Source organism: Rhodopseudomonas palustris, assembly GCF_003591005.1.
Classification (GTDB): Bacteria; Pseudomonadota; Alphaproteobacteria; order Rhizobiales; family Xanthobacteraceae; genus Rhodopseudomonas; species Rhodopseudomonas palustris_K.
The window spans coordinates 131,730-158,328 of the sequence record NZ_QYYD01000012.1 but is presented as its reverse complement, the minus strand read 5'-3'; the positions used below and the strand labels follow the sequence as shown (position 1 = coordinate 158,328).

28 protein-coding genes are annotated in these 26,599 nt (G+C 65.7%); 12 read left to right on the top strand and 16 right to left on the bottom strand.

Annotated elements, in window-relative coordinates:
* Positions 1 to 79 precede the first annotated feature (79 nt).
* Positions 80 to 580, bottom strand: coding sequence for a septal ring lytic transglycosylase RlpA family protein (locus D4Q52_RS13620; RefSeq protein ID WP_119857102.1), 501 nt, complete (start codon positions 578 to 580; stop codon positions 80 to 82).
* 577 nt (positions 581 to 1,157) lie between these two features.
* On the opposite strand from D4Q52_RS13620, the gene D4Q52_RS13615 reads away from it, so the two are divergent.
* From D4Q52_RS13615 to D4Q52_RS13595, 5 genes are all read left to right on the top strand, one after another.
* The gene (locus D4Q52_RS13615; RefSeq protein WP_119857101.1) at positions 1,158 to 1,718 is read left to right on the top strand and encodes a F0F1 ATP synthase subunit delta; all 561 of its coding nucleotides are present in this window, start codon (positions 1,158 to 1,160) and stop codon (positions 1,716 to 1,718) included.
* Positions 1,718 to 3,250, top strand: a complete 1,533-nt coding sequence (gene atpA / locus D4Q52_RS13610; RefSeq protein WP_119857100.1) for a F0F1 ATP synthase subunit alpha — start codon at positions 1,718 to 1,720, stop codon at positions 3,248 to 3,250. Before D4Q52_RS13615 ends, atpA begins: the two co-directional genes overlap by 1 nt.
* A gap of 140 nt (positions 3,251 to 3,390) precedes the next feature.
* The gene (locus tag D4Q52_RS13605) at positions 3,391 to 4,266 is read left to right on the top strand and encodes a F0F1 ATP synthase subunit gamma (protein ID WP_119857099.1); all 876 of its coding nucleotides are present in this window, start codon (positions 3,391 to 3,393) and stop codon (positions 4,264 to 4,266) included.
* 63 nt (positions 4,267 to 4,329) lie between these two features.
* Positions 4,330 to 5,760, top strand: coding sequence for a F0F1 ATP synthase subunit beta (gene atpD, locus D4Q52_RS13600; protein ID WP_119857098.1), 1,431 nt, complete (start codon positions 4,330 to 4,332; stop codon positions 5,758 to 5,760).
* Between the two features lie 111 nt (positions 5,761 to 5,871).
* On the top strand, positions 5,872 to 6,279 hold the full coding sequence (locus tag D4Q52_RS13595; protein ID WP_119857097.1) for a F0F1 ATP synthase subunit epsilon: 408 nt from the start codon (positions 5,872 to 5,874) through the stop codon (positions 6,277 to 6,279).
* A 271-nt stretch (positions 6,280 to 6,550) separates the two neighbouring features.
* Here D4Q52_RS13595 and D4Q52_RS13590 read toward each other — a convergent pair whose 3' ends face one another.
* Positions 6,551 to 7,066, bottom strand: a complete 516-nt coding sequence (locus D4Q52_RS13590) for an RNA pyrophosphohydrolase (protein WP_119857096.1) — start codon at positions 7,064 to 7,066, stop codon at positions 6,551 to 6,553.
* Complete coding sequence (locus D4Q52_RS13585) at positions 7,063 to 8,010, bottom strand: UDP-glucuronic acid decarboxylase family protein (RefSeq protein ID WP_119857095.1); 948 nt, start codon at positions 8,008 to 8,010, stop codon at positions 7,063 to 7,065. Before D4Q52_RS13585 ends, D4Q52_RS13590 begins: the two co-directional genes overlap by 4 nt.
* A 242-nt stretch (positions 8,011 to 8,252) precedes the next feature.
* Between D4Q52_RS13585 and D4Q52_RS13580 the strand changes: the two genes are divergently transcribed.
* The gene (locus tag D4Q52_RS13580; protein ID WP_234831192.1) at positions 8,253 to 9,362 is read left to right on the top strand and encodes a glycosyltransferase; all 1,110 of its coding nucleotides are present in this window, start codon (positions 8,253 to 8,255) and stop codon (positions 9,360 to 9,362) included.
* A gap of 190 nt (positions 9,363 to 9,552) precedes the next feature.
* Here the strand turns inward: D4Q52_RS13580 and D4Q52_RS13575 are convergent, their stop codons facing one another.
* From D4Q52_RS13575 to D4Q52_RS13540, 8 genes are all read right to left on the bottom strand, one after another.
* A complete protein-coding gene (locus D4Q52_RS13575; RefSeq protein ID WP_119857094.1) occupies positions 9,553 to 10,056 on the bottom strand; it encodes an RNA pyrophosphohydrolase in 504 nt (167 codons plus the stop codon).
* Positions 10,057 to 10,223: 167 nt separating this feature from the next.
* The gene (locus tag D4Q52_RS13570; RefSeq protein WP_119857093.1) at positions 10,224 to 11,477 is read right to left on the bottom strand and encodes a divergent polysaccharide deacetylase family protein; all 1,254 of its coding nucleotides are present in this window, start codon (positions 11,475 to 11,477) and stop codon (positions 10,224 to 10,226) included.
* A gap of 151 nt (positions 11,478 to 11,628) precedes the next feature.
* A complete protein-coding gene (locus D4Q52_RS13565; RefSeq protein WP_119857092.1) occupies positions 11,629 to 13,002 on the bottom strand; it encodes a S41 family peptidase in 1,374 nt (457 codons plus the stop codon).
* A complete protein-coding gene (locus tag D4Q52_RS13560) occupies positions 12,999 to 14,366 on the bottom strand; it encodes a murein hydrolase activator EnvC family protein (RefSeq protein ID WP_119857091.1) in 1,368 nt (455 codons plus the stop codon). The genes D4Q52_RS13565 and D4Q52_RS13560 overlap by 4 nt, the downstream gene beginning before the upstream one ends.
* A gap of 19 nt (positions 14,367 to 14,385) precedes the next feature.
* The gene (rlmH, locus tag D4Q52_RS13555) at positions 14,386 to 14,868 is read right to left on the bottom strand and encodes a 23S rRNA (pseudouridine(1915)-N(3))-methyltransferase RlmH (protein ID WP_119857090.1); all 483 of its coding nucleotides are present in this window, start codon (positions 14,866 to 14,868) and stop codon (positions 14,386 to 14,388) included.
* A 113-nt stretch (positions 14,869 to 14,981) separates the two neighbouring features.
* Positions 14,982 to 15,359 (bottom strand): ribosome silencing factor, encoded by a 378-nt coding sequence (gene rsfS, locus D4Q52_RS26765; RefSeq protein WP_425328486.1) that lies wholly within the window; start codon positions 15,357 to 15,359, stop codon positions 14,982 to 14,984.
* Between the two features lie 221 nt (positions 15,360 to 15,580).
* Complete coding sequence (locus tag D4Q52_RS13545; RefSeq protein WP_119857089.1) at positions 15,581 to 16,210, bottom strand: nicotinate-nucleotide adenylyltransferase; 630 nt, start codon at positions 16,208 to 16,210, stop codon at positions 15,581 to 15,583.
* Between the two features lie 31 nt (positions 16,211 to 16,241).
* Entirely contained in the window at positions 16,242 to 17,534 is a 1,293-nt protein-coding gene (locus D4Q52_RS13540; RefSeq protein ID WP_119857088.1) for a glutamate-5-semialdehyde dehydrogenase, read from the bottom strand.
* Positions 17,535 to 17,653: 119 nt separating this feature from the next.
* Here D4Q52_RS13540 and D4Q52_RS13535 point away from each other — a divergent pair, with 119 nt between their 5' ends.
* Both D4Q52_RS13535 and D4Q52_RS13530 read left to right on the top strand, forming a co-directional pair.
* Positions 17,654 to 17,944: a type II toxin-antitoxin system ParD family antitoxin gene (locus D4Q52_RS13535; RefSeq protein WP_119857087.1), complete on the top strand. Its 291-nt coding sequence runs from the start codon at positions 17,654 to 17,656 to the stop codon at positions 17,942 to 17,944.
* A complete protein-coding gene (locus D4Q52_RS13530; protein ID WP_182915309.1) occupies positions 17,928 to 18,233 on the top strand; it encodes a type II toxin-antitoxin system RelE/ParE family toxin in 306 nt (101 codons plus the stop codon). The genes D4Q52_RS13535 and D4Q52_RS13530 overlap by 17 nt, the downstream gene beginning before the upstream one ends.
* On the opposite strand, the gene proB is transcribed toward D4Q52_RS13530, so the two are convergent.
* A complete protein-coding gene (gene proB / locus D4Q52_RS13525; RefSeq protein WP_119857085.1) occupies positions 18,230 to 19,360 on the bottom strand; it encodes a glutamate 5-kinase in 1,131 nt (376 codons plus the stop codon). The genes D4Q52_RS13530 and proB overlap by 4 nt on opposite strands.
* Before the next feature lie 167 nt (positions 19,361 to 19,527).
* Here proB and D4Q52_RS13520 point away from each other — a divergent pair, with 167 nt between their 5' ends.
* The 3 genes from D4Q52_RS13520 to D4Q52_RS13510 are packed head-to-tail and all read left to right on the top strand — an operon-like array spanning position 19,528 to position 21,956.
* Positions 19,528 to 20,637 (top strand): acyl-CoA dehydrogenase family protein, encoded by a 1,110-nt coding sequence (locus tag D4Q52_RS13520; RefSeq protein ID WP_119857084.1) that lies wholly within the window; start codon positions 19,528 to 19,530, stop codon positions 20,635 to 20,637.
* Entirely contained in the window at positions 20,638 to 21,378 is a 741-nt protein-coding gene (locus D4Q52_RS13515; protein WP_119857083.1) for a PIG-L deacetylase family protein, read from the top strand.
* Positions 21,375 to 21,956: a class I SAM-dependent methyltransferase gene (locus D4Q52_RS13510; protein ID WP_119857082.1), complete on the top strand. Its 582-nt coding sequence runs from the start codon at positions 21,375 to 21,377 to the stop codon at positions 21,954 to 21,956. Before D4Q52_RS13515 ends, D4Q52_RS13510 begins: the two co-directional genes overlap by 4 nt.
* Here D4Q52_RS13510 and D4Q52_RS13505 read toward each other — a convergent pair.
* Entirely contained in the window at positions 21,889 to 23,064 is a 1,176-nt protein-coding gene (locus tag D4Q52_RS13505; RefSeq protein WP_119857081.1) for a glycosyltransferase, read from the bottom strand. The two genes, D4Q52_RS13510 and D4Q52_RS13505, sit on opposite strands and share 68 nt — an antisense overlap.
* Before the next feature lie 214 nt (positions 23,065 to 23,278).
* Positions 23,279 to 24,343, bottom strand: a complete 1,065-nt coding sequence (gene obgE, locus D4Q52_RS13500; RefSeq protein WP_119857080.1) for a GTPase ObgE — start codon at positions 24,341 to 24,343, stop codon at positions 23,279 to 23,281.
* A gap of 157 nt (positions 24,344 to 24,500) precedes the next feature.
* Between obgE and D4Q52_RS13495 the strand changes: the two genes are divergently transcribed.
* Positions 24,501 to 25,418 carry a DMT family transporter gene (locus D4Q52_RS13495; protein WP_119857079.1) on the top strand — a complete coding sequence of 306 codons (918 nt, stop codon included), beginning with the start codon at positions 24,501 to 24,503 and terminating at the stop codon, positions 25,416 to 25,418.
* A gap of 103 nt (positions 25,419 to 25,521) precedes the next feature.
* On the opposite strand, the gene D4Q52_RS13490 is transcribed toward D4Q52_RS13495, so the two are convergent.
* Positions 25,522 to 26,118 carry a GNAT family N-acetyltransferase gene (locus tag D4Q52_RS13490; protein ID WP_119857127.1) on the bottom strand — a complete coding sequence of 199 codons (597 nt, stop codon included), beginning with the start codon at positions 26,116 to 26,118 and terminating at the stop codon, positions 25,522 to 25,524.
* A 129-nt stretch (positions 26,119 to 26,247) separates the two neighbouring features.
* Positions 26,248 to 26,517 carry a 50S ribosomal protein L27 gene (rpmA, locus tag D4Q52_RS13485; RefSeq protein ID WP_011439148.1) on the bottom strand — a complete coding sequence of 90 codons (270 nt, stop codon included), beginning with the start codon at positions 26,515 to 26,517 and terminating at the stop codon, positions 26,248 to 26,250.
* Positions 26,518 to 26,599 lie beyond the last annotated feature (82 nt).

The following is a 26,599-nucleotide window of genomic DNA, read 5'->3' as shown; positions in this document are numbered from 1 at the left end:
GATCTGGCGCGCGACGGATCGCGGCCGTTTGAACTCGATATGTGTTTGTTGTTGAGAGAGAAGCGAACCGCTTTGGCGGTTACATCACTTCCGCAACGACCCGGCCGACCCCGCGGCTGGTCAGGCCGATCGCGCGCGCTGCGCCGCTCGACAGATCGAGCACCCGGCCGCGAATGAACGGCCCGCGATCGTTGATGGTGACGACGACGCTGCGGCCGCCATGAGTAACGCGCAGCTTGGTGCCGAACGGCAGGCTGCGATGCGCGGCAGTCATAGCGCTGGCATTGAAGCGCTGGCCCGATGCGGTGCGGCTGCCGGACTCATTGCCGTAAAACGACGCCATCCCGGAGAAGCTGCGGCCGCCGCTCGGCGAGGCCAGCGACGCGTTGGCGTTACGCCAGTCGTTCTGCGCGTGATGGCGGTGGTGGTGATGATGGCCTTGGTGATGATGGTGGCGCTTCGAGCGCGCCGAGGCCTCGGTGGAAATTGCGCCGCTAATCAGGACGGTCGCAGCGATCAAGGCAACCGCCGTGCGCGGCCGGGTTACGAGTCCCGGCGGACACTTCTTCGCATCAGTCATAAATGTAAGCCCTCAGTATTACCGCAAGTGCGGTAAGTGGAACCCCCGTCCCGTTTTCGATGGTGGAGCGTTCGCTTTGTAATGAGGCAAGATGTTGACGAACGTTCGAATCGTTTCTCGCCTGAAATAATCTTTGAAGCGATGTGCCGGATCAAAAGAGCCGGCTTTGCGTTGCGCGGAAAACTTACTACGGCTTTTGGATACATAGGAATACTAAAGACGTAAGTCTTTGTTAGGGCTACGCGGCGCACCGCCAAGACGAGCGCAAGAATTCGAGCGGCGCCCTGGGGCGGGCCTGCGGAGGGGTCTCTGCTCGGCTCCGGGTGGGCGCGGCGGTTCAAATTCCGTCTTGCGATGCGGCCGCGCAGAAGAAATGCGACAGACCGTCCGGACCCGGTGCGTCATGTTGCGCGCGTGCGCGCGCTATGTTAGCAAAGCCGCGATTTTCAAGGTCGCCGGCTCATCGTGCCGGTCCAAAATCCAAGTCCAGCTTGAATTCCAAGGGCTTAAATCGGGGGCGCCGCGACGTGGCGACGGTTTTTCTCTTGGCAATTTGACAGCACAAAAGAGCGCGTCTGTGGCATCTGAAGATCCATCGGTTTCCGGAGTCTCTGGTCGTTACGCGACCGCCCTGTTTGAACTGGCCCGCGATGAGAAAGTCGTCGATGCGGTCAAGGCCGATCTGGACAAGTTCAGCGCCCTGCTGAAGGACAGCCCGGACCTGCTGCGCCTGGTGCGCAGCCCGGTGTTCGGCGCCGACGTTCAGGGCAAGGCGCTGGGCGCCGTGCTCGACAAGGCCGGCATCACCGGCATCAGCGCCAACTTCCTCAAGCTGCTCGCCGCCAACCGCCGGCTGTTCGCGGTGGCGGACGTGATCCGTGCCTATCGGGCGCTGGTGGCGAAGTTCAAGGGCGAGGCCACGGCCGACGTTACCGTCGCCGAGAACCTCAGCGACAAGAATCTCGACGCGCTGAAGACCGCGCTCAAGTCGGTGACCGGCAAAGACGTCACCCTCAATATCAACGTCGATCCGGCGATCATCGGCGGGCTTGTCGTCAAGCTCGGCAGCCGCATGGTCGACAGTTCGATCCGCACCAAACTCAATTCGATCAAGCACGCGATGAAAGAGGCAGGCTGATGGACATCCGCGCCGCGGAAATTTCCGCGATCCTCAAGGACCAGATCAAGAATTTCGGACAGGAAGCCGAAGTCACCGAAGTCGGGCAGGTGCTGTCCGTCGGTGACGGCATCGCCCGTGTCTATGGTCTGGACAACGTCCTCGCCGGCGAGATGGTCGAGTTCGAGAACGGCACGCGCGGCATGGCGCTGAACCTCGAAACCGACAACGTCGGCATCGTGATCTTCGGCGCCGACCGCGAGATCAAGGAAGGCCAGACCGTCAAGCGTACCCGTTCGATCGTGGACGCGCCGGTCGGCAAGGGCCTGCTCGGCCGCGTCGTCGACGCGCTGGGCAACCCGATCGACGGCAAGGGCCCGATCCAGGCGACCGAGCGCAAGCGCGTCGACGTCAAAGCTCCCGGCATCATTCCGCGCAAGTCGGTGAACGAGCCGATGGCGACCGGCCTCAAGGCGATCGACGCCCTGATCCCGGTCGGCCGTGGCCAGCGCGAGCTGATCATCGGTGACCGCCAGACCGGCAAGACCGCGATCGCGCTCGACACCATCCTGAACCAGAAGCCGCTGAACGTCGAAGGCGCGCCGGAAAGCCAGAAGCTGTACTGCGTCTACGTCGCGGTCGGCCAGAAGCGCTCCACTGTCGCCCAGTTCGTCAAGGTCCTCGAAGAGCAGGGCGCGCTGGAATACTCGATCGTCGTCGCCGCCACCGCGTCGGACCCGGCGCCGATGCAGTACATCGCGCCGTTCACCGGCTGCACGATGGGCGAATACTTCCGCGACAACGGCATGCACGCCGTGATCATCTATGACGATCTGTCGAAGCAGGCCGTCGCCTATCGCCAGATGTCGCTGCTGCTTCGCCGCCCGCCGGGCCGCGAAGCCTATCCGGGCGACGTGTTCTACCTGCACTCCCGCTTGCTCGAGCGCGCCGCCAAGCTCAACGACGACCACGGCGCCGGTTCGCTGACCGCTCTGCCGGTCATCGAAACCCAGGCCAACGACGTGTCGGCCTACATCCCGACCAACGTGATTTCGATCACCGACGGCCAGATCTTCCTGGAAACCGACCTGTTCTTCCAGGGCATCCGTCCGGCCGTGAACGTCGGTCTGTCGGTATCGCGCGTCGGTTCCTCGGCGCAGACCAAGGCGATGAAGAAGGTCGCCGGCAAGATCAAGGGCGAGCTGGCGCAGTACCGCGAAATGGCGGCGTTCGCGCAGTTCGGCTCCGACCTCGACGCCTCGACCCAGCGCCTCCTGAATCGCGGCTCGCGCCTCACCGAGCTCCTGAAGCAGCCGCAGTTCTCGCCGCTCAAGATGGAAGAGCAGGTGGTGGTGATCTGGGCCGGCACCAACGGCTATCTCGACGCGCTGCCGCTGAACAAGGTGCGGTCGTTCGAAGACGGCCTGCTGTCGCTGCTGCGCGGCAAGGAGTCGGCGATCCTGGAATCGATCCGCACCAGCCGCGACCTGTCGGACGACACCGCTGCCAAGCTCAAGGCGGTGGTCGAGAACTACGCCAAGACCTTCGCCTAAGTGCGTGATGGCCGGCCTCGCGCCGGCCATTCGCCTGTGCGGTGAGATTTCGGAATCGTGGGTGCCCGGGACGAGCCCGGGCATGACCAATGTGAGGTTTGCGGTCGGATTGTCGATCTGATCGTCGGGGTGGACTGAGAATGGCTTCACTTAAGGACATGCGCGTCCGCATCGCCTCGACCAAGGCGACGCAGAAGATTACCAAGGCCATGCAGATGGTCGCGGCCTCGAAGCTGCGCCGCGCCCAGACCGCGGCCGAAGCCGCGCGGCCCTACGCCGAGAAGATGGATGCGGTGATCTCGAACATCGCCGGCGCCGCCGCGGGCTCGCCCGGCGCACCGGTGCTGCTCGCCGGCACCGGCAAGGATCAGGTCCATCTGCTGCTGGTGTGCACCGGCGAGCGCGGCCTGTCGGGCGCCTTCAACTCCTCGATCGTCCGCCTGGCGCGCGAGCGCGCGCTGGCGCTGATGAATCAGGGCAAGGAAGTCAAATTCTTCTGCGTCGGCCGCAAGGGCTACGAGCAGCTGCGCCGCACCTTCGACAAGCAGATCATCGAGAACATCGAGCTGCGCTCGGTTCGCCAGCTCGGCTTCGTCAATGCCGAGGACATCGCCCGCAAGGTGATCGCCCGCTTCAACAACGGCGAGTTCGACGTCTGCACGCTGTTCTACTCGCGCTTCAAGTCGGTGATCTCGCAGATTCCGACCGCTCAGCAGCTGATCCCGCTGGTGGTCGAGGCGCCGGCCGCCGGCGCGGTCGCCACCAACTACGAATACGAGCCGGAGGAGGACGAGATCCTCTCCAGCCTGCTGCCGCGCAACCTCGCGGTGCAGATCTTCCGGGCGCTGCTCGAAAACAACGCGTCGTTCTACGGCGCGCAGATGAGCGCGATGGACAACGCCACCCGCAACGCCGGCGACATGATCAGGAAGCAGACCCTGATCTACAACCGCACGCGTCAGGCGATGATCACCAAGGAACTGATCGAGATCATCTCGGGCGCCGAGGCGATCTAATCTTCAAGCTATCATCCGGTCGACGACCGTGATTTCGAATTCGGACTTCAGGGAGAGAGTTTAATGGCTACACCCGCCAATCAGACCGGACGCATTACCCAGGTCATCGGCGCCGTCGTCGACGTGCAGTTCGAAGGCCACCTGCCGGCCATTCTGAACGCGCTCGAGACCAAGAACGGCGACAACCGCCTGGTGCTCGAAGTCGCCCAGCACCTCGGCGAATCCACCGTCCGCACCATCGCGATGGACACCACCGAGGGTCTGGTCCGCGGCCAGGAAGTCACCGACACCGGCGCTCCGATCCGCGTTCCGGTCGGCGTCGGCACGCTCGGCCGCATCATGAACGTCATCGGCGAGCCGGTCGACGAACAGGGCCCGGTCGCCAATGAGGGCCTGCGTCCGATCCACGCCGAGGCGCCGACCTACACCGACCAGTCGACCGAAGCTGAAATTCTCGTCACCGGCATCAAGGTCGTCGACCTCTTGGCGCCCTACGCCAAGGGCGGCAAGATCGGCCTGTTCGGCGGCGCCGGCGTCGGCAAGACCGTGCTGATTCAGGAACTGATCAACAACGTCGCCAAGGCGCACGGTGGTTACTCGGTGTTCGCCGGCGTCGGCGAGCGCACCCGCGAAGGCAACGACCTTTATCACGAGTTCATCGAATCCGGCGTCAACAAGAAGGGCGGCGGCGAAGGCTCCAAGTGCGCCCTGGTGTACGGCCAGATGAACGAGCCGCCCGGCGCCCGCGCCCGCGTCGCGCTGTCGGGACTGACTGTCGCCGAGCACTTCCGCGATCAGGGTCAGGACGTGCTGTTCTTCGTCGACAACATCTTCCGCTTCACCCAGGCGGGTTCGGAAGTGTCGGCGCTGCTCGGCCGTATTCCGTCGGCGGTGGGTTATCAGCCGACGCTCGCGACCGACATGGGCGCGCTGCAGGAGCGCATCACCACCACCAACAAGGGCTCGATCACCTCGGTGCAGGCGATCTACGTGCCGGCCGACGACTTGACCGACCCGGCGCCCGCCACCTCGTTCGCCCACTTGGACGCGACCACCGTGCTCAACCGCGCGATCTCGGAAAAGGGCATCTACCCGGCGGTGGATCCGCTCGACTCGACCTCGCGCATGCTGTCGCCGCTGATCGTCGGCGAAGAGCACTACCAGACCGCCCGTATGGTTCAGCAGGTGCTGCAGAAGTACAAGTCGCTGCAGGACATCATCGCCATTCTGGGCATGGACGAACTGTCGGAAGAGGACAAGCTCGCGGTCGCCCGCGCCCGCAAGATCGAGCGCTTCCTGTCGCAGCCGTTCTTCGTCGCCGAAATCTTCACCGGCTCGCCGGGCAAGTTCGTCGAGCTCGCCGACACCATCAAGGGCTTCCGCGCGATCTGCGAAGGCAAGTACGACCACCTGCCGGAAGCGGCGTTCTACATGGTCGGCGCCATCGAAGAAGCCGTCGAGAAGGGCAAGAAGCTGGCTGCGGAAGCGGCGTAAGCAAAAGACCCGTCATGGCCGGGCTTGACCCGGCCATCCATCAACCAAGATCAATTGCCTGATGGACCCGCGGGTCGCGCCCGCGGGTGACCGCAGAGAGAGTAGCTCCCAATGGCCACCTTCCACTTCGATCTGGTTTCGCCCGAACAAGTCGCCTTCTCGGGCGAGGTCGATCAGGTCGACATCCCGGGCGCCGAGGGTGATTTCGGCGTGCTCGCCGGCCATGCGCCGGTGGTGGCGGTGATCCGTCCCGGCATTCTGACGGTGACGGCCGGCGGCAGTCAGCGCAAGATCGTGGTGCTCGGCGGCATCGCCGAAGTGTCCGAGAAGGGCCTGACCGTGCTGGCCGACGTCGCCACCGCGGCGACCGAGATCGACCTGCAGGGCTTCGCCGAAACCATCACCACCATGGAGCAGCAGCTCCCCGGTAAGGTCGGCGACGAACTCGACAGCGCGATCGCACGGCTCGATCACTACAAGAGCATCCAGCACCAGCTCAACACCACCGCGATGCACTGAGGCAGGCTGGCTGGTTAGTGCCAGTCTTGCTGAGCTGAACTAACTCGTTGCCTGGGGCACCCTCACCCCAACCCTCTCCCGCAAGCGGGAGAGGGAGCTCGCCGTGCTCGGGGCGAGACAGTGCATCCAATTAGCTTGAGACTAAACTATTAGGATTGGCCTGACTGTTGTCAGGTGGGCCGTTGCCTTGCCCCGCGCAAAGCGCGCCCCCTCTCCCGCTTGCGGGAGAGGGTTGGGGTGAGGGCGCCCCGACCGCTGCGCTAGCGGTCTACTAACCAGACGCAAACCGCGCAAAGCTCCGTGCCACCTCGCGGTACACTTTGCGCCGGAACGGCACCACCAGATCGGCGACCCGGTCGAGCCGCTCCCAGCGCCAGGCGTCGAATTCCGGCGGCATGTCGTTGCGCACCGCGAGCGGATCGATGTCGCGCTCGTCGCCGGTGAAGCGCAGCGCGAACCACTTCTGGCGTTGGCCGCGAAACACCGCGAGGCGATGCGCCGGGCCGTCATAAGGCGGGAAGTCGTAAGTCAGCCAGTCGGTCTCACCGAGCATCACGGCGTCGGTCACCCCGGTCTCCTCCCACAGCTCGCGCAGCACAGCGACCTCGGGCGCCTCGCCCTCGTCGATGCCGCCCTGTGGCATCTGCCATTCCAGGCCGGGCAGAACGATCTCCGGGCCGTCGTCGCGAAACCGCCGGCCGATCAGCACGCGGCCCTCCGGGCTGAACAACGCGATCCCGACATTGCGCCGATACGGCAGCGTCTCGGCGGGCGGCCGATCGCTCACGACGCCAGCAGCGACCGGAAGTAACCGATCGTCTCTTTCAACCCGTCGGCTAGCGGCACCTTCGGCTCCCAGCCGAGCTCGCTGCGCGCCAGCGTGATATCGGGCTGGCGCTGCTTCGGATCGTCGGACGGCAGCGGCAGCGCTACGATCCTGGATTTCGAATCCGTCATCTCGATCACTAATTCGGCGAGCTGGCGGATGCTGAACTCGACCGGGTTGCCGAGATTGACCGGGCCGATGAACTCATCGCCGCTCGCCATCAATTTCGCGAAGCCGTCGAGCAGGTCGGTGACGTAGCAGAACGAGCGGGTCTGGCTGCCGTCGCCATAGATAGTGATGTCGTTGCCGGACAGCGCCTGGACGATGAAGTTCGACACCACGCGGCCGTCATTGGGATGCATCCGCGGCCCGTAGGTGTTGAAGATCCGCGCCACCTTGATCTTCACCTTGTGCTGTCGGTGATAGTCGAAGAACAGCGTCTCGGCAGCGCGCTTGCCTTCGTCGTAGCAGGCGCGGATGCCCATCGGGTTGACGTGGCCCCAATAGCTTTCCGGCTGCGGATGCACGGTCGGATCACCGTAGACTTCGCTGGTCGAAGCCTGGAAGATTTTGGCCCGCGTGCGCTTCGCCAGACCCAGCATGTTGATAGCGCCGTGCACGCTGGTCTTCAGCGTCTGCACCGGATCGTGCTGGTAATGCACCGGCGAGGCCGGGCAGGCCAGATTGTAGATGTCGTCGACCTCGACATAGAGCGGGAAGGTAACGTCGTGGCGCATCACCTCGAAGCGCGGCGCACCGACCAGATGCTCGATATTGCGCCGCCAGCCGGTGAAGTAATTGTCGACGCAGAGCACCTCATGGCCTTCGGCGAGCAGCTTGTCGCACAAATGCGAGCCGATGAAGCCGGCGCCGCCGCTGACGAGAATTCGACGAGACAATCGCATTGCGCAGTCCTGGGCTGGAGCCGTGCCCAGGTCGCCTTCGCCCGCGGACGGCGACCGGATCGGCTGAAAATGCCAAAGCCCTCGTGTCGCGACGGCCGTTTTCCGCCGCATTGAATGACAAGAAACCCCATGCTAGGCAAGCGCCGAACCGGCCGCCGACCCCACCCGTGCCGGCCGCGACTGTCGGATCGCGTCGATCCGCGCGAATTGGGGCGAGCGTGCCTGCAGGCGATCCCACCTTCATGAGCGATCTTCCCGCGACGCCCGAGACTCACGATCCCGCCAGGTCCACCACCAAGGACGTCTCGCAGGCGCGGATCCTCGAAATCGGCGGCGGCTATTTCAAGCTGCAATATCCCGAGCGGACCACCTGCCTGTGGACCTGGACCAAGCTCACCGACGATTTCGGCAAGCTCGACGGCTTCTCGACGCCGGATCGGATCTGGCGCGAACTGCGCGCCGCACGCGATGGCGCCTACGACGTCGTCGTGGTCAACAGCCTGCGCTATTCGCCCTGGCATCCGCGCTATTGGGCGCGCGGCATCTTCTACACGCCGACCCATCCGTGGGCGGCGCTGACCCGGCAATTCGGCCCCAGCATGCTGCGCTGGCTCGACGTGCCGGTGCCGCTGGTCGCGGTCGAGATGGACGACTCGTTCCAGATTTCCAAGAGCAGCGTGTTCCTGCTCGACAAGGCCAAGGCCTATTTCAAGCGCGAACTGCCGGCCGACAACTGGCAGGTGCTGGCCGGCACTGTGCATCCGCATCTGCCGACGCTGCGCTATCGGCGCAGCGCGAAGTGGCGGAGCCGCATCGGCAAGCTGCGGCCGATCTCATTGCCGCAATATCGCTTCGAACCGCGCTGGCGAGACGCGCCGTTTCCCGAGAAGACCCACGATCTGTTCTTCTCCGGCGCCGTCGAGGGCAATTCGACGGTGCGGGCCGCCGGCCTCGCGGAGCTCGAGCGGCTGCGGGCGCTGGGCGTGACGATCGATCAGCCGACCGAGCGGCTGCCCTACGATGCCTTCATGGAGCGGATGTCGCATTCCTGGCTGGCGTGGTCGCCGGAAGGCATGGGCTGGGACTGCTACCGCCACTACGAAGCCCCGCTGGTTCAAGCGGTGCCGGTGATGAACAATCCGACGATCGAACGCTACGCACCGCTGCTCGCGGGCCAGCATGGCGTGTACTACGACATCGAGCCCGGCGGCCTGGAGCGAGCGGTGCTGGCCGCGCTCGCCGACAAGGACAAACTGCGCAGCATGGCGCTGGCTGCGCGCGACCACGTGCTGGCGCACCACACGGTGAAGGCCCATTGCGACCACATCCTGCGGGTGGCGCTGGGGGCCTGAGTAGCTGCTGGCGGCGTTGTTCAATCCGTGCGCGTCAGGTGTCAGGGACAGGAACCCGACCTATCCCCGTCATTGCGAGCGTAGCGAAGCAATCCAGCTCTATGCACTGCGCTCTGGATTGCTTCGCTGCGCTCGCAATGACGGTTGAGATGGCGATGCCGAACGCTGGCCGCCGCTGAACTGGCGGGCTCTACACCGCCGCCGCGAGCTGCGAGAATTCCTTCACCACGCGCTCATAGACCGGGCGTTTGAAGGGCACGATCAGGTCGGGCAGGTTCTGCATCGGCTCCCAGCGCCAGCTGGTGAATTCCGACTTGTGGCCGGGCGGCGCGACGACGTCGATTTCGGAGTCCGGCCCGGTGAAGCGGATCGCGAACCATTTCTGGCGCTGGCCGCGGTAGCGGCCTTTCCAGGCGCGGCCGGCGACGGTGCGGGGAATGTCATAGATCAGCCAATCGGGCACTTCGCCGATCTTCTCGACCGAGCGCACGTTGGTTTCTTCATAGAGCTCGCGCTTGGCGGCTTCCCAGGTGTCCTCGCCGGGATCGACGCCGCCTTGCGGCATTTGCCAGACATGGGTGTCGTCGACATGCTCGATGCCGCCGGCGCGGCGTCCGATGAAAACCAGCCCCGCTCGGTTGATCAGCATCATGCCGACGCATGTTCGGTAGGGCAGGTCCTCGTAGCGCGCCATTCGATCAGTGCCTCCGTCCGCTTGTCGCGGACCTCAAACGTTTCGGGCGTGGCGATGCTTCACCAGCCCCTTCGGATCACCAACGCCGCCGCTGGTCAACGGTCCCCGGATCCACATCGCCCGAGCCTGCCGGTTCGGGCGGCCATTCTCGCTATCGGGATCATGCCCTAGGTGGATTTTGATTTCAGCATCGCGGTTGTCAATGGCACCAGAACCACGCCCCGGCTCTCCAAGCTCTTGCTCCAGCTAACAATTCGTTCAATCGAAACAGGCAGCGCCGAGGCCGTGCCGATGGCGTTGCCGCGCTCCTTGGCGAGGACTTCCAGCCGCGCCAGCGCCTTGTCGATTTCGGCCGCCGTCGGCACCGTGTCGACGGTCAGGTCGGCGCGTCCGAACGGCATCGCCAGCGATTTGGCGAGACCGGCGGCGACGCTGCGCGGCGCAGTGCCGTCGTCCAGATAGCCGAGCCCGCGCCTGGCGGCGTCGCGGATGATCGGCTGCATCGCCGCCTCGGTCGCCACGAAGCGGGCGCCCATGAAGTTCGTCACGCCGACATAGCCCTGGAAGCGGCTGAGGTGCCAGTTCAGGCGGTCGATGTTCTGCTCGGGCGCCGATGAACTCAGCAGCGTCTGCGGGCCTGGATCGTTGTCCGGATAGTCGAACGGCTCCATCGGCAGCTGCAGCAACACCTCGTGCTGCTTGGCCCGCGCATCTTCGACCAGCTTGCCGGGTTCGGAGCCGTAGGGCGTGAACGCCAGCGCCACGGCGCGCGGCAGCTTCATCACGGCCTCGTTCGTCCGCGCGGCGCCGACACCGAGGCCGGTGACGACGATCGCGACGGTCGGCATCTTGTCGGCCTTGGCGCGATCCGCATCGGTCGCCATCGCATAGGCCGAGAACGGCTTCAGCGTGCCGGCCGCGACCGGGATCATGCCGTAGCGGGATTGTTCGAGTAGCCGTGGATTGATGCCGTTGCTGGTGGTCGGGGCCGCGCCGGCGGCAGCGTCCTTGTCGTCGGTCGAGACCACGACGTTCTGACGGCTGCCGCTCGAGCCGTCGATGATGGTGATGGTCTTCTGCCCTGGCCCCGCGGCGTCCCTGGCCTCGGCCTGGTCGGATTTCTTGTCGCCCGATTTGGCGGCGGCTGATTCTGCGGCCGCTTTGTCGGCGGCGCCCTTGTCGACCTGAGCCTTCTCGCCCGGCGCCGCGGCGTCCGTCGGCGAGGCCGGCGCTTTCAACGTGATCCGGGCGATCGGCTCGCCGCCGAGCGGATCGTCGTTGAACAGTGCGAAGCCCAAAAATGTGAGCAGAAACAGGCCCAGCACGGTCGCGATCGCCTGGGTGGCGGTGAAGGGCAGGCGGAAGCGGCGCAGCCGCCCGCGCTTCTGTCCCAGCGGTGTGCTCAGTTCGTCCGCCGCCACAGCCAACCGTCTCCCGAATCACCCACCTTCACGTTACCACGTCGCGTGCTGCGGGCGGCAACTGCGCCCCGCAACCGATTGCCCGAACAGAGCGCAGCAAAAAGGGCGGCCCGAGAGCCGCCCTTTAGAGAAGCCTGGATAATGCCGGCGATCAGTTCGCCGCTTTGTTGCCCGCCGGCTTGTCGATCGCCGCCTTCTCGCCCGGAGCCGGTGCGGTCGGAGCGTTCGAGGTGGCCTTGATGCCGTGCAGCAAGTCGGCGGCGGTCTTCAGCGCCTTGTCGTCCTTGGCCTCCGGCGGCACGTAGGACTGCGAGCCGGTCTTCTCGTCGCCGTCCTGGCCCTTGAGGTGGCCGCGCAGCGAAGCTTCGCCCTTGGTATCGGTGCGGGCCTTGAGCTCCTCCGGCACGTCCTGCAGCACCTCGATGTCCGGAGTGATGCCCTTGGCCTGGATCGACTTGCCCGACGGCGTGTAGTAGCGCGCCGTGGTCAGCCGCAGTGCGCCATTGCCGCTGCCGAGCGGGATGATGGTCTGCACCGAACCCTTGCCGAACGACCGGGTACCGACCAGCGTGGCGCGCTTGTGGTCCTGCAGCGCGCCGGCGACGATTTCGGACGCCGAGGCCGAACCGCCATTGACCAGCACGATCACAGGTTTGCCTTTGGTCAGATCGCCCGCATGGGCGGAGCGGCGCTGGGTCTCTTCGGCATTGCGGCCACGGGTCGAGACGATCTCGCCGCGATCCAGGAAGGTGTCGGAGACCGTCACGGCCTCTTCCAGCAGGCCGCCCGGATTGTTGCGCAGATCGAGGATGAAGCCCTTCAGCTTGTCGGCGCCGATCTGGTTGGTCAGGTTGGCGATCTCCTTCTTGAGCCCCTCGGTGGTCTGCTCGTTGAAGGTGGTGATGCGGATGTAGGCGATGTCGTCGGATTCGACGCGGGCGCGCACCGAGCGAACCCGGATGTTGTCGCGCACCAGCGTGACTTCGATCGGGTTGTCCTGGCCCTTGCGCATGATCTTGAGCCTGATCTTGGTGTTGACCGGGCCGCGCATCTTCTCGACCGCCTGGTTCAGGGTCAGGCCCTGCACGGCTTCGTCGTCCAGATTGGTGATGATGTCGTTGGCCATGATGCCGGCCTTCGAGGCCGGGGTATCATCGATCGGCGACACCACCTTGATCAGGCCGTCTTCCATGGTGACTTCGATGCCGAGACCGCCGAACTCACCGCGGGTCTGCACCTGCATGTCACGGAAGCTCTTGGCGTCCATGTAGCTCGAATGCGGATCGAGGCCGGTGAGCATGCCGCTGATCGCGGATTCGATCAGCTTGCCGTCGTCCGGCTTTTCGACGTAGTCGCTGCGCACGCGCTCGAACACGTCACCGAACAGATTGAGCTGACGATACGTATCGGACGTCGCGGCACGCGCCGTCGAGCCCATCAGCATCGACCGCGGCTGGGTGACGAAAAGCGTCAGCGCAGCGCCCGTGACCGCGCTGAGGAGGATTACCGAAGTCTTGCGCATCATCCGCGAACCTTTTCGCCTTCGTTTGCGGCCCACCATGGGCCTGGATCAATGGGAGTGCCGTCCTTACGGAACTCGATATAGAGCACGGGCTGACTGACATTCGCCGCCAGGATCGAAGCGACCTGCGACGTCGTCCCCATGGTCGCCACCGGCTCTCCCGTGAGCACGAATTGGCCGATGTTGACCGAAATCCGCTCCATCCCGGCGATCAGAACATGATATCCGCCACCGGCATTGAGGATCAAGAGTTGTCCATAAGAGCGAAACGGTCCGGCATACACAACCCAGCCGTCACACGGGGTTGTGACCTGAGCGCCCGCCCGCGTCGACAGTGAAATCCCGCGCTCGACGCCGCCGACCCCGTCAGGGCGGCCAAACTCCCGGATCTTGGTACCGTTGACCGGCAGGCCCAGCATGCCTTTGGCTGAGGCGAACGCGATCGCCGGGCTCAGCCGGCCAGGGTCCTTCAGCGCCGCCAGGTTCGCCATCGGGGTGCCCTTCTGGCTGGCCGCAGCGGCCGCCTTGGCGGCGCTCTTGAGATCCTGCTCCATCTTGGCGATCAGCCCGGTGAGGCTATCGACCTGGCGCGACAGCGTCAGCGCCCGGGAGCGTTCGGTCTCGATGTCCTTTTCGACGTTGCTTTGCTTGCGCTGCCGTTCGTCGACCAGCGCCGCCAGCCGGGTCTGGTCGGCCGTCATGGCGCCGCGGTCGGCGGCGAGCTGGTCGCGCTCGGCCGCGATGGTCCTGCGCAACGTGACCAGTTCGCCGAGGTCGGTGGCGAGCCGTTCGGCGCGGTCGCGCAGATCGGGCACCACGGCGCCAAGCAGAATGGCGGTGCGCAGCGATTGCAGCGCGTCCTCGGGCCGAACCAAAAGTGCCGGCGGCGCGCGCCGCCCGGCGCGCTGCAGCGCGGCGAGCACTTCACCGATCTCGCCGCGGCGCTGCTCGAGCGAGCTGCGGATCTGGCCCTCGCGAGCGTCCAGCGGCACCAGCCGGGCTTCGGCGTCGTTGATCTTGGCTTCGACGGCGCGAACCTTGGCGGCGATGTCGATCAGCTGCTGGTTGAGCTTGGTCCGGTCTTCACCGATCGCCGCGAGGTCGGCTTTGAGCTTGTCCTGCAGCTCGGCAGCCCGCTTCTGCTCGGCGCGCGCGGCCTCCAGCTCCTGCGCGCGCTGGCGGATCAGGTCCGCGGTCGCCGCAGCCGCCGGCGCTGGCTTGGCCGCGGGCGGTGTCTGCGCTTCGGCGCGATCGATCCAGATGCCGGAGATCAGGCTGGCCGACACCAGCGCAACCGACGGCCACACGATGCCGGAGGAGCTCCTCGCGGCCGTCGCCAACCTCTGGTGCGCAAAGTCGTGATGCATCTGGTCGCTGCGGCGCTCGCTAGGCACGATGGTAAGGATGTCCCGCCAATATCGTCGCTGCCCGGTAGATCTGCTCTAGCAGCATCACACGGACCATTTGGTGCGGCCACGTCGCGGCGCCAAACGACAGGCACAGCTTTGCCTTGCGCCGCAATTCGGGCGAAAGTCCGTCCGCACCGCCGATCACAAAAATAGTACCGGGCACCGAGGCGTCGCGCCAGCGCCCGAGCTGCGCTGCGAAGCTGGCGCTGTCGAGGCTTTGGCCTCGTTCGTCGAGCGCCACCAGCACGCTGCCTTCGGCTATCAACGCCGAGATGGCGGCGGCCTCCTCGGCCATCCGGGACGCCGCATCACGCGCGCGGCTTTCGCCGAGCTCATGGACGTCGAGCCCGCGAAAGCCGAGCTTGCGGCCGATATCGTCGAAGCGGGTTTTGTAGCGGTCGGCAAGGTCGCGTTCGGGACCTTGTTTGAGTTTGCCGACGGCAATCACGGTGAGGCGCATGGTGGCGGACGCAGACTCTCTCACCTTCCGCACCGCGCCGACCTATGGCGGCACCCGGCCGGCAACAGCCAAATACAAGGACGCGGACACAGCGAGTGCGCGTCCGCCAGACGCTACAGCGTCTTTGCCGGCTGCGGGCCCTGGGTCCACAATCGCTCGAGATTATAGAACTCGCGGACTTCCGGCCGAAACACGTGTACCACCACGTCGCCGCAATCCATCAGCACCCAATCGCAGTTGGTTAGGCCCTCAACATGGATTTTGGCGATGCCGGCTTCTTTCAGTGCTTTGGCGACGTTCTCGGCGATCGCACCGACATGACGGTTGGCTCGTCCGCTGGTGACGACCATGTAGTCGAACATCGCCGATTTGCCGCGAATGTCGATAGCGATCGTTTCTTCCGCCTTCATGTCGTCGAGGCGGGAGAGGATCAGCTTGAGCGTCTCCTCGGCCGACAGCTGCGTCCTGGAGAGCGCGTTCTGCGCCGGCACTTCGGCCGTCGCAGCAGTGACTCGCGAAGTAACAGCCTTCGACGTGGCCTTCGCCTTCACTGCTTTCGTCGCAACTGCCTTCGGCAGTGACGACTGGGACAATACAGATGTGGTCAGGGACCTTTCCTTTCACTGTATCGCAGGCGCCGAATCCCGGCGTCTGAACACTATACTAGGCATGTGGGGATGATGGTTTCAACAATCCAGACGACACAGTCACTTCATTTCTTCCAACTTCCGTCGGGGTTCCGCAGCGCCGTCGAGGACAGTGGCGACTTCAGCCCTGTCAGGAAGACCCACGACGGCGGGCGCTGATCGGCCAGGGTCGCGGCCGCGCTGCTCGGCAAGCGATATTGACGCAGCGCCTGGGCGGCTGGAGCGGCCAGCGCCCGAAACGTCGCCGGCGGCCGGTCTACCACCGCAATCGGCAACGACTCGGCGATCGAACGCCAGCGCTGCCAGCGATGGAACTGCGCCAGATTGTCGGCGCCCATGATCCAGACGAACCGCGCGCCCGGGCAATGCTGATGCAAATAGGCGACGGTATCCGCGGTAAAGCGGGTACCGATCGCCGCCTCCAGGCCGCTGATCTGGATACGCGGATCGTCGGCTACCGCGTGGGCTGCCGCCAGCCGGGAGTCGAGTTCGCACAGCGCCGACACATCCTTCAGGGGATTGCCCGGCGACACCAGCCACCAGATCCGATCCAGCTTCAGCCGAGTCAGCGCAAACCGGCTGATCGCCCGGTGGGCTTCGTGCGGCGGATTGAAGGAACCGCCGAGCAGGCCGATCCGCATGCCCCGGCTGTAGGCCGGAACAGCACGACGGGCCGCGACGGGATCTGGCGTCAAATCACACGTCCACGCAGGATGAGGGAATGTCTCACGGCCGCGTTTGCCCGGTGCCGTGCACCCGATATTTGAACGTGGTGAGCTGCTCGGCGCCGACCGGCCCGCGGGCGTGGAATTTGCCCGTCGCGATGCCGATCTCGGCGCCGAAGCCGAACTCGCCGCCATCGGCGAACTGGGTCGAGGCGTTGTGCAGCACAATGGCGGAATCGACCTCGTCGAGAAACTTCGCCGCCGCCTGCGGGTCGCCCGCGACGATCGCATCGGTATGGTGCGAGCCATGCTGATGAATATGCCCGATCGCGGCATCGACGCCGTCGACCAGCTTGGCGGCAATCACGGCGTCGAGATATTCGGTATCCCAATCCTGTTCGGCGGCTGGTGTGACGCGGGCATCGACGCGCTGCACGGCGTCATCGCCGCGCACTTCGCAGCCGGAGTCGATCAGCATGGTGATCAGCGGGGCGAGATGCGTCGCAGCCGCGGCGCGGTCGATCAGCAGCGTCTCGGCGGCACCGCAGACGCCGGTGCGGCGCATCTTGGCGTTGAGCACGATCGACTTAGCCATGTCGAGATCCGCGCTGCGATCGACATAAACGTGGTTGACGCCTTCCAGATGCGCGAACACCGGCACGCGCGCCTCGCTCTCGACGCGCGCCACCAGGCTTTTGCCGCCGCGCGGCACGATGACGTCGACGCTGCCGTCGAGTCCGGACAGCAGCAGGCCCACGGCGGCACGGTCTCGGGTGGGCACCAGCGTGATCGCGGCCTCGGGGAGCCCGGCTTCGCGCAGCCCCTGCACCAGGCAGTCATGAATGGCGCGGCCGGAGCGGAAACTCTCCGAACCACCGCGCAGGATCACGGCATTGCCGGACTTCAGGCACAGCACGCCGGCGTCGGCAGTGACGTTGGGGCGGCTCTCGTAGATCACCGCGACGACGCCGAGCGGCACGCGCACGCGCTCGATGGTCATGCCGTTGGGCCGCTGCCAGCTCTCGGTCACGGTCCCGATCGGATCGGCGATGCCGCGCACCACCGCGATGCCTTCGGCCATCGCCTCGACGCGTGCGGGTGTCAGCGTCAGCCGGTCGAGGAAGGCCGAATTGGCGCCAGACGCCTTGGCGTCGGCGACATCCTCGGCATTGGCGGCGAGGATCTTGTCGGCTTCGGCGCGGATCGCCCGCTCCATCGCTTCTAGCGCGCGGTTCTTCTGCTCCGGCGGCGCCAGCGCCAGCACCCGGGCGGCGGCGCGGGCGCGGCGTCCGAGATCGGTCATCAGCGTCGACAATTCGGCGCTGCCGTTGATGGCTTTGAGCGAGGCGGTCATGACAGAAACCTGAGAAATCTGTTGTGCGTCATGTAAATAGGCGGAAATCGCCGGTACGCCAAGCTGGTTGCGGGCAAACCGGGCGCTGACTATCCTTTGGGTGTTGTCAGGAGGTGCAGATGGCCGACACGTTCAAGCTGGACGAGCACTCCGCGGCTTTCGTCGAGAGTCTGGTCGAAAGCGGCCGCTATGAGACCGCCGATGACGTGGTGCGCGACAGCCTGCGCCAGATGCAGGCGCGCGAAGCCAAGCTCGAGGCGCTGCGGGCGGAGATCCAGAAGGGGCTGGACAGCGGGCCGGGCCGCGAGGTCGATGGCAAGACTTTGGCGGAAGAAGTCAAAGCGCGCGGACGAGCCAGGCTCGCCGCTGCCAAAAAGCTTGCGACTGCCAAAAATGAGTCAAAAGTTTAAACTACGCGAAGAGGCCGACGCTGATCTCGATGCGATCTGGGAGTACATCGCCGTCGATGATGTCACAGCCGCAAATGCCGTACTGAACCGTATCACCGATACGCTCGATTGGCTGGCCGAAACACCGATGGCCGGCCGGGCCCGGCCGGAATTGGGCGCTGGCTTGCGAAGCTTTGCAGTAAGGGGCTATTCGATCTTCTATACGCCCGGAGGCGGCAATTCGATCGACGTCCTACGAATCATGCATGGACGTCAAAATATCGAGCCAGACGATTTCAAAGACCACTAACCTGGCGCCGTGCCGACCACCAGATCATCGCGGTGGATCATCTCGGCGCGGCCGGTGATGCCGAGGATCTGCATCACGTCGGATGACGACCGGCCCTTGATCTTGTCGGCGTCGTCGGCATCGTAAGCAACGAGGCCGCGGCCGATTTCGTGTGTGTCCGGCCCGCGCACGATCACCGCGTCGCCGCGCGCGAATTGGCCGTCGACCCGGATCACGCCGGCCGGCAGCAGGCTCCTGCCAGCGCGCAGCGCCACCACCGCGCCGGCGTCGATCGTCAACGTGCCCTTCGGCTCCAGCGAGCCGGCGATCCAGCGTTTTCGCGCGGTGACGGGATTGGCCGGCGTCAGAAACCAGGTGCATGGCCCGCCGTCGGCGATCGCCTTCAGCGGGTGGTCGATTTTGCCCGAGGCGATCAGCATGTGTGTGCCGGCTGACGTCGCGATCTTGCCGGCCTCGATCTTGGTCCGCATGCCGCCGCGCGACAGCTCCGAGCCGGCCGCGCCGGCCATGCCTTCGATCTCCGCGGTGATCGACTCGACCACGGGAATCAGCTTCGCGTCCGGATTGCTGCCGGGCGGCGCGGTGTAGAGCCCGTCGATGTCGGACAGCAGGATCAGCAGGTCGGCGCTGGCCATGGTGGCGACGCGCGCGGCGAGGCGATCGTTGTCGCCATAACGAATCTCGTTGGTGGCGACGGTGTCGTTCTCGTTGATCACTGGGACCGCGCGCCATTCCAGCAGCTTGCCGATGGTCGAGCGGGCGTTGAGATAGCGGCGTCGTTCTTCGGTGTCCTGAAAGGTGACGAGGATCTGGCCGGCGCCGATGTCGTGGGCGCCGAGCACTTCGGACCAGGTGCGCGCCAATGCGATTTGGCCGACCGCGGCAGCCGCCTGGCTCTCTTCCAGCTTGAGCGGCCCACGCGGCAGCTTGAGCCGGCTGCGGCCCAGCGCGATGGAGCCGGAGGACACGATCATGACGTCGCGGCCGCCGCGATGCAGGTCGGCGATATCGGCCGCAAGTGCCGTCAGCCAGCCCGCCCGAACCTCTCCGGCGTTCGAGTCGATCAGCAGCGACGAGCCGACCTTGACGACGATGCGGCGGAAATCATGAAGCTTCGGGCTGGCCATCGAACACGGATCTGGGATTGGCGCGTGACCGCGCCGAGGGATGCGACGCGTCGTTTTGCAGCACGTCACCGGCCGGCGCAAGCCGGCGCAGGCGGCTCGCGGAACTTCGTGCGCGTGCTGGTGTTCCCATTTCGACGAAGTGTCTGATCCAGTTGTGAGTAACCGCGATTTTAGCACCGACCGACATTCAGCTTCTGCTCGCCCGCACCGAGTCGTTTGCCGCGCAGGCGTTCGAATGCGCTTCGGCGGCGGACGCCGATGCGGCGATCGACGAGACCCTGTGGGCCGAATTTCACCGCTCCGGACTGGCGATGGCGGCTTTTCCAACGTCGCTCGGCGGCCTTGGGCTGATCGAGTCCAATAGCCAGAGCGACTTGTGCACGGTCCTGCGACTGCTCGGCGCTGGCGACCTCTCGACCGCGCGGCTGATCGAGGGCCACATCAACGCGATCGCGTTGGTCTGCCGCTACGGCACCGCGGCGCAGCAGGCGTCGCTCGCGGCCGACGTGCGAAGCGGCGCCTTGGCGGCGGTGTGGGGCGCCGAAGATGCGGCCGGCTTGAAAATCGTAAGGCAGGGCAACCATGACGAGCTGCGCGGCCGCAAGATCCTCGCCTCGGGCGCCGGCTTCGTGACGCAGCCGATCGTCACCGCCAAGTCGGGCGACGATCAGTACATGTTTCTTCTACGGATCGCCCCGGATCATCCTGTCGACCTCAGCGGCTGGACCGCGCAAGGCATGCGTTCGACCGCGACAGGCGCGATCGACCTCACCGGCATGCGCGTCGGGCCCGATGAGCAAGTCGGAGCCGCCGGAGACTTCATGCGTCAGCCGTATCTCTCCGGCGGCGCGTGGCGTTTCTGCGCAGCGCATCTGGGTGCGATGGAGCGGTTGGTCGACCTGTTTCGGCATCATTTGGTGGCGCGCGGCCGCGGCGAGGATCCGTATCAGTTGCAGCGTATCGCCGCCTGCGTCGCCGCGGCGCGTACCGCGCGGTTCTGGGTCGAGGAGGCGGCGCGCCGGTTCGGCAGCGAGGCCGATGCAGAAACCATCGTGGCCTTCGCCAATATGACCCGGATGGTCACCGAGCGCTCCGCGCTCGACATCATGGAGAACGTGCAGCGCGGCGTCGGTCTGCTGGCGTTCATCCGGCCCGACCCGATCGAACGAATCTGCCGCGACCTGGCGACTTACTTGCGCCAGCCCGTGCCGGATCTGGCGATGAGCAATGCCGCACGCGCGTGGCTGAATTCGTCGCTGCCTGTAGGAGAATTCTGATTGCGCGCCGCGGACTATTTCGACGCGATCCGCCGATTGCCGATCGGCGCGCTGAGCGACATCACCGCGGGCGAGCCCTGCGTGGTGCTGTCGCCGCATCCCGATGATGAATCGCTCGGCGCCGGCGGTTTGATTGCAGCGGCTTGCGACGCCGGCCAGCGCGTCGAGGTCGTCTTGATCACCGACGGCGGCGCTTCGCATCCGAATTCGCCCAGCTATCCGCGGCAACGCCTGATCGAACTGCGTCGCGCCGAACTCGAACAAGCCGCCGCACTGCTCGGGCTGCCGCCTGATCACGTCCACCGCCTCGGCTTGCCCGACACCCAGGCGCCGACAGAGGGCCCGCCGTTCGATGCCGCCGTCAATGCGATCGCGGCGGTCTGCGCGCGTGCCGCGGCGAAATCGCTGCTGGTCACCTGGGACGGCGATCCGCATTGCGACCACCAGGCGACAGCGCGCATCGCCGAGGCGGTGTGCCGCCGGCACCCGGAGATCACGCTGTGGGCGTTTCCGATCTGGGGCTGGCATCTCGATCCCGCCGAGCCGCTGCACCGGCCGGCGCCTGAGGGACTGCGGCTCGACATTTCGGCACAGCAGGCCCGCAAGCGCGCGGCGATCGACGCCCACGCCTCGCAGATGACCGATCTGATCGGTGACGATCCGGATGGCTTTCGCTTCACCGAACAGACGCTGGCGCCCTTCGTCGGCCGTTATGAGCACTATCTGAGGGTCCCGCGATGAGCCGCCGGACCGAGACGATCGCGGCGGATTACTTCGAGCAGAAATATCGTGCGGACATCGATCCGTGGCGGTTTCGCAGCAGCGACTACGAACGCGAGAAATATCAGTCGACCATTGCGGCACTCGGCCGCTCGCGGTTCGCATCGGCCCTGGAAGTCGGTTGCTCGATCGGTGTGTTGACGGCCCAGCTCGCGCCGCGCTGTGACCAGCTGCTCGCGATCGATGCGTCACCGACCGCAATCGAGGCTGCGCGCCAGCAAGCGGTGCCCGACAACGTGACGTTTGAAGTCGCAACTTTGCCGCAGCAGTTTCCAGTCGGGCGGTTCGATCTGATCGTGCTGTCGGAAGTGTTGTACTACTTCGCGGCGCCGGATCTGGCGCGCGTGGCGCAGCAGTGCAATGAAGCGCTGCGGCCGGATGGCGAGATCATTTTGTGCCACTGGCTCGGCGAAACTGACTATCCGCTCACCGGGCTCGAGGCGAGCAATCAGTTCTTCGAGGCGGTGGCAGCTAGGCTGCCGGTTCGAGCCATTTTGAAGGACGACGTGTACCGGTTGGAGCGGCTGTCGGCGCACTGACCCGAAGCCGAAGCTGGCGCAGAATCATCTGAGCAATTGCGATCTGGCGCGGCAGATCGGACGGTCGCAGCGGGGCGCCGCGCTGCAGGGCGGGGCTGTCACGACAGATTCGCTGCCAGGCTTCCTCGAACACGAGCCCGGGCTGCGACAGCAGCCGCACGATGTCCCTCGACCCTTGCCAGCCACGCGGCAATTCGCGGTGCGCCGGCTCTGCTGCCAGCAGGCGGCGCAGGTGGCCGCGATAGATCGATCGCCGCGTCGCCTGCAGCGCAGGCTCGAGATCGTCGTCGCACGGCGCGTCGGTCTGCTGATGCCGCAGCCGCATCGTATCCGCCGCGCCGCCCTGGGCGCGGCCGTCGAGCCGGCACGAGGTCAGCACCGAGACTGCCATCGAGTGGCGGACTTTGAAGCCGGCGCGCTCCAGCGCAGCGGTCAGCGCAGAGTCTTCCCCGACCCGACGCGGCGGCAGACCGCCGATCGCCTGATAGGAAGCCAGCGTCAGCGCCAGGCTCGCGCCGGATGATACCCGGTGGTTCGGCCACGGATCGTGCGGGCGCGGATCGCAGCGCGCGTCAATCTCGGCGAGCAGACGCAAATACGTATCTTCCAGCCGGCCGCGGGCCAGGAATGCGCTGCCGAGTCCAACGATTTCGAGCGGCTCGGCATCAATATAGCCGGCGACGCAATCGACGCCGCGCTGCATCTCCCGCATCGTCGCGGCAAACCAGGTCGGCGACACGCAGCTGTCGGCGTCGGTGGTGAGGATCAAGCCGTCGCCGTCGCCGTGCTCGACGAGGCGTGCCGCGGCAAGATCCATCGCCTGCTTGCGGGCGCGGCCGGCGGAGAGCTGATCCGGCGGCAGCTGTGCCTCGATCACCACGACCGGATGCGGCACCAGAGCGGCGAACTCGCGCGCGACGTCCGCGGTGGCGTCGGTGGAATTATTGGCGAAGACCAGGATTTCGAATGCGCCGGCGCGGACCGGAGCGCCGGCTTCGTCGCGCTGCGTGGCCAGTGCGGCCAGGCAGCGGCGGATGCGCTGTGACTCGTTATGTGCGGGAATGGCGACAATCGCACGGCCGGCACTGAGATTGCGGTCGGCCTTCATCGCCCCACCTACGAATACCTTCTTGTCTCCGACCTGTGTTTCAAGGCCGTCGATCTACATTGATCCTGGAGAAAAGTGGTAGTTCGGGATTCGGTTCCGCCGCGCAAATAGGCGGCGATTGATTGACCTGCGCGTCTTAAGTTCGCCTGGCCCGGCACAAGACCGGCGTGACGCGTGCAAACGTCTGTACCGCCCAGCCGAGCAGCGCAGCTACTCAGGCGTCCTGCGGCGCCCAGGGTTTGGCATCCGCCGGATTGTCCGCGGCGCTGCCGATTGCCTTGTCGGAGACCGGGGCTTCGCCGATCACGACGGCGAGTGCGCGCAGTGCTTCCGGTACGCCCTGACCGGTGATGCCGGAGAGCAGCAGCGGCGTCTTCTTGGCGGCGCGCTTCAGCCGGTCCTTCTGCTTCTTTAGCTCGTCCGGCTCGACCGCGTCGATCTTGTTGAGCGCCACGATCTCGATCTTGTCGGCCAGCGTTTCCGCGTAGGCTTCGAGCTCGGCCCGCACCGTCTTGTAGGCCTTGCCGGCGTGCTCGCAGGTGGCGTCGATCAGATGCAGCAGCACGCGGCAGCGCTCGACATGGCCGAGGAAACGATCGCCGAGCCCAGCGCCTTCGTGGGCGCCTTCGATCAGGCCAGGAATGTCAGCGAGTACGAATTCGCGGCCGTCGGCATTCACCACGCCGAGTTGCGGATGCAGCGTGGTGAACGGGTAGTCGGCGATTTTCGGTTTGGCGGCGCTGACCTTGGACAGGAACGTCGACTTGCCGGCGTTCGGCAGTCCGACCAGCCCGGCATCGGCGATCAGCTTCAGGCGCAGCCAGATCCAGCGCTCTTCGCCCGGCAGCCCGGGATTGGCGTGACGCGGTGCGCGGTTGGTCGACGACTTGAAATGCGCGTTGCCGAAGCCGCCATTGCCGCCTTCGGCCAGCACGAAGCGCTCGCCGACCTTGGTGAAGTCGTGGATCAGCGTCTCTTTGTCTTCGTCGAAGATCTGGGTGCCGACCGGGACTTTCAGCACCACGTTCTTGCCGTTGGCGCCGTGGCGGTCGCTGCCCATGCCGTTGACGCCCTTCTGGGCCTTGAAGTGCTGCTGATAGCGATAGTCGATCAGCGTGTTGAGGCCGTCGGCCGCCTCGACGATGACGTCGCCGCCGCGGCCGCCATTGCCGCCGTTGGGGCCACCGAACTCGATGAACTTCTCGCGGCGGAACGCCACGCAGCCGTTCCCGCCGTCGCCGGAGCGGATGTAAACCTTGGCTTCATCGAGGAATTTCATGGCGCTATCCGTATCCCAGGGGGAGGGTGCGGGGCAACTGTTCGATCGCTATTCGCTGTCCGCCGAACCGCCCGCCGCCGGCCTTGCGCCCACACAAAGCGCCGGGCGATAAGCGCGGGCGCCGGCCGCTGCCGGGCGCGAAGGGTGCATGATCGATATGGGGCTGCTCCGCAAATTGTCCACCGGCCCCGATGATCACGGCGCGCACGGCGCCGGCATCGTGTTGATGCTGCTGGCGATGCTGGCGTTCTCGTTCGGCGATGCGCTCGGCAAGAAGGTGGTGGCGACCTATCCGGTCGGCGAGCTGCTGCTGCTGCGCGCGATCGCCGGCCTGATCGTGCTGGCGCCGCTGATCTGGCGGCAGCGCGCGGCGTTCCGGCAACTGGAGCGGCCGGGCCTGCAACTGCTGCGGACGCTGATCGCGGCCTGCGAAGTCGCGGCGTTCTTCATCGCCACAATTTATCTGCCGCTGGTCGACGTCATCACCTTCTATCTGGCGTCGGCACTGTTCGTTTCGGTCGGCGCCGCGCTGTTTCTCGGCGAGCGGATCGACCGGGCGCGGGCGGTGGTGATCGTGATCGGCTTCGGCGGCGTGCTGATCGCGCTGCAGCCGTCGCCGCAGACCATCACCTGGCCGGCACTAATCGCGATCCTGGCCAGCATGCTGTTCGCGGCGCTGCTGCTGATCACGCGATTTTTGCATCGCACGCCCGCGATGGTGCTGGCGTCACAGCAATTCGTCGGCACCGCGCTGCTTGGCGCGCTGCTGATGGCGCCGTCCGGCTGGATGACGCCGGCGCCGGTCGATTGGCTGTGGTTCGGCCTCGCCGGCATCGTCTCGGCGATGGCGCTGCTCTGCGTCAACCGCTCGCTCAGCCTCGCGCCGGCGAGCGTGGTGGTGCCGTATCAGTACACGATGATCATTTTCGCCGCCTCGTTCGGCTGGCTGGTGTTCGGCGACGTGCCGACGCTGCCGACGGTGATCGGCAGCGTGGTGATCATTGGCGCCGGCTTGTATCTGGCGCTGCGCGATCGTGCCGCCGGCATCGCCAAGTCTGCAGAGGCGGAGGTCTGAACGAACGAAGCCAGCGCCGAGAAGCGCGGCGGCCGAGCAGCGTCAGACGACCAAACGGCCGGGACATCCGGCCGTGTCGAAAGATCGTGCAAGCCGTCCGGCGTCAGCGGCTCCGCCGGGTCTTGCCCCAGCTCTTCAGCGACGACCACACGCCGCGCGTCAGGCGAAAGCAGTCGACCGGCGTCGACGAGCCGATCGCTTCCATCCGGTGCAGTTCGACGCCGGTCCACTGGAAGCCGCACTTCTCCAGCACGTTGCGCGACGCCGGATTGATCACCCGCGCGGCGGAGATCATCTGCTTGACCGCGTATTCCTCGAAGGTGAAGTCGATCACCGCCCGCGCCGCCTCGGTGGCGTAGCCGTTGCCCCAGTGCTCGATGCCGAGCCAGTAGCCGAGCTCCGGCGCCTCGCGGTTGCGCCAATCGACGCCAACCATGCCGACCGGCTCGAAATCGGCTTCGATCAGGAAAACCGTCTCGTGGTCCTGGCCCAGCGAGGTGACGAAGCGTGCAGCGTCGTCGCGCGTATAGGGATGCGGCAGCCGGCGGGTCATCTCGGCGACCCGGCGATCATTGGCGAGGCAAGCGATGGCCTTGACGTCCGCGAGAGCCGGCTTGCGCAGCGTCAGCCGCTCGGTCTCGAGGACGCAAGGTCTTGCCTCGCGCAACAAGGGTGTGGGTGTCGGGATTTCCTGCAACATCGCGGGCTCCTGATGCATCAAACAAATTGGACGCAAACGAAAGGGGAGGTCGGTTGTCCCGCCTCCCCTGGAGCCCTTTTGTGCTCCGCCGGTTTGTCAGGACCCGGCGGACACTTGTTTGTCCACCGTCTATTCGGCCGCCTGCGCAATCGGGAGAACCGATACGAAGGTGCGGCCGTTGGCTTTGGCGCGGAATTCGACGCGGCCTTCCACCTTGGCGAACAAGGTGTGGTCCGTGCCCATGCCGACGTTGAGGCCGGGGTGCCAGGTGGTGCCGCGCTGACGCGCGATGATGTTGCCGGGAATCACGTGCTCGCCACCATAGGCCTTGATCCCGAGGCGCTTGCCCGCAGAATCACGACCGTTGCGCGATGAACCGCCTGCTTTTTTGTGAGCCATGGCTCGTCTCCAAAATCCGAATTCTACCTAGACGATTTCCGCGACGGAATCATCCACTGATTTGACACGTCTGCCGCGCGTC

Coding starts and splice junctions, on each gene's coding strand:
- D4Q52_RS13605 (WP_119857099.1), top strand. CDS start 3,391: ATGGCTTCACTTAAGGACATGCGCGTCCGCATCGCCTCGACCAAGGCG.
- D4Q52_RS13505 (WP_119857081.1), bottom strand. CDS start 23,064: ATGAAGGCCGACCGCAATCTCAGTGCCGGCCGTGCGATTGTCGCCATT.
- obgE (WP_119857080.1), bottom strand. CDS start 24,343: ATGAAATTCCTCGATGAAGCCAAGGTTTACATCCGCTCCGGCGACGGC.
- D4Q52_RS13495 (WP_119857079.1), top strand. CDS start 24,501: ATGGGGCTGCTCCGCAAATTGTCCACCGGCCCCGATGATCACGGCGCG.
- atpA (WP_119857100.1), top strand. CDS start 1,718: ATGGACATCCGCGCCGCGGAAATTTCCGCGATCCTCAAGGACCAGATC.
- proB (WP_119857085.1), bottom strand. CDS start 19,360: ATGGCCAGCCCGAAGCTTCATGATTTCCGCCGCATCGTCGTCAAGGTC.
- D4Q52_RS13585 (WP_119857095.1), bottom strand. CDS start 8,010: ATGCGATTGTCTCGTCGAATTCTCGTCAGCGGCGGCGCCGGCTTCATC.
- D4Q52_RS13490 (WP_119857127.1), bottom strand. CDS start 26,118: ATGTTGCAGGAAATCCCGACACCCACACCCTTGTTGCGCGAGGCAAGA.
- D4Q52_RS13595 (WP_119857097.1), top strand. CDS start 5,872: ATGGCCACCTTCCACTTCGATCTGGTTTCGCCCGAACAAGTCGCCTTC.
- rlmH (WP_119857090.1), bottom strand. CDS start 14,868: ATGCGCCTCACCGTGATTGCCGTCGGCAAACTCAAACAAGGTCCCGAA.
- D4Q52_RS13575 (WP_119857094.1), bottom strand. CDS start 10,056: ATGGCGCGCTACGAGGACCTGCCCTACCGAACATGCGTCGGCATGATG.
- D4Q52_RS13530 (WP_182915309.1), top strand. CDS start 17,928: ATGAGTCAAAAGTTTAAACTACGCGAAGAGGCCGACGCTGATCTCGAT.
- D4Q52_RS13535 (WP_119857087.1), top strand. CDS start 17,654: ATGGCCGACACGTTCAAGCTGGACGAGCACTCCGCGGCTTTCGTCGAG.
- D4Q52_RS13510 (WP_119857082.1), top strand. CDS start 21,375: ATGAGCCGCCGGACCGAGACGATCGCGGCGGATTACTTCGAGCAGAAA.
- D4Q52_RS13580 (WP_234831192.1), top strand. CDS start 8,253: ATGAGCGATCTTCCCGCGACGCCCGAGACTCACGATCCCGCCAGGTCC.
- D4Q52_RS13620 (WP_119857102.1), bottom strand. CDS start 580: ATGACTGATGCGAAGAAGTGTCCGCCGGGACTCGTAACCCGGCCGCGC.
- atpD (WP_119857098.1), top strand. CDS start 4,330: ATGGCTACACCCGCCAATCAGACCGGACGCATTACCCAGGTCATCGGC.
- D4Q52_RS13540 (WP_119857088.1), bottom strand. CDS start 17,534: ATGACCGCCTCGCTCAAAGCCATCAACGGCAGCGCCGAATTGTCGACG.
- rpmA (WP_011439148.1), bottom strand. CDS start 26,517: ATGGCTCACAAAAAAGCAGGCGGTTCATCGCGCAACGGTCGTGATTCT.
- D4Q52_RS13560 (WP_119857091.1), bottom strand. CDS start 14,366: ATGCATCACGACTTTGCGCACCAGAGGTTGGCGACGGCCGCGAGGAGC.
- D4Q52_RS13565 (WP_119857092.1), bottom strand. CDS start 13,002: ATGATGCGCAAGACTTCGGTAATCCTCCTCAGCGCGGTCACGGGCGCT.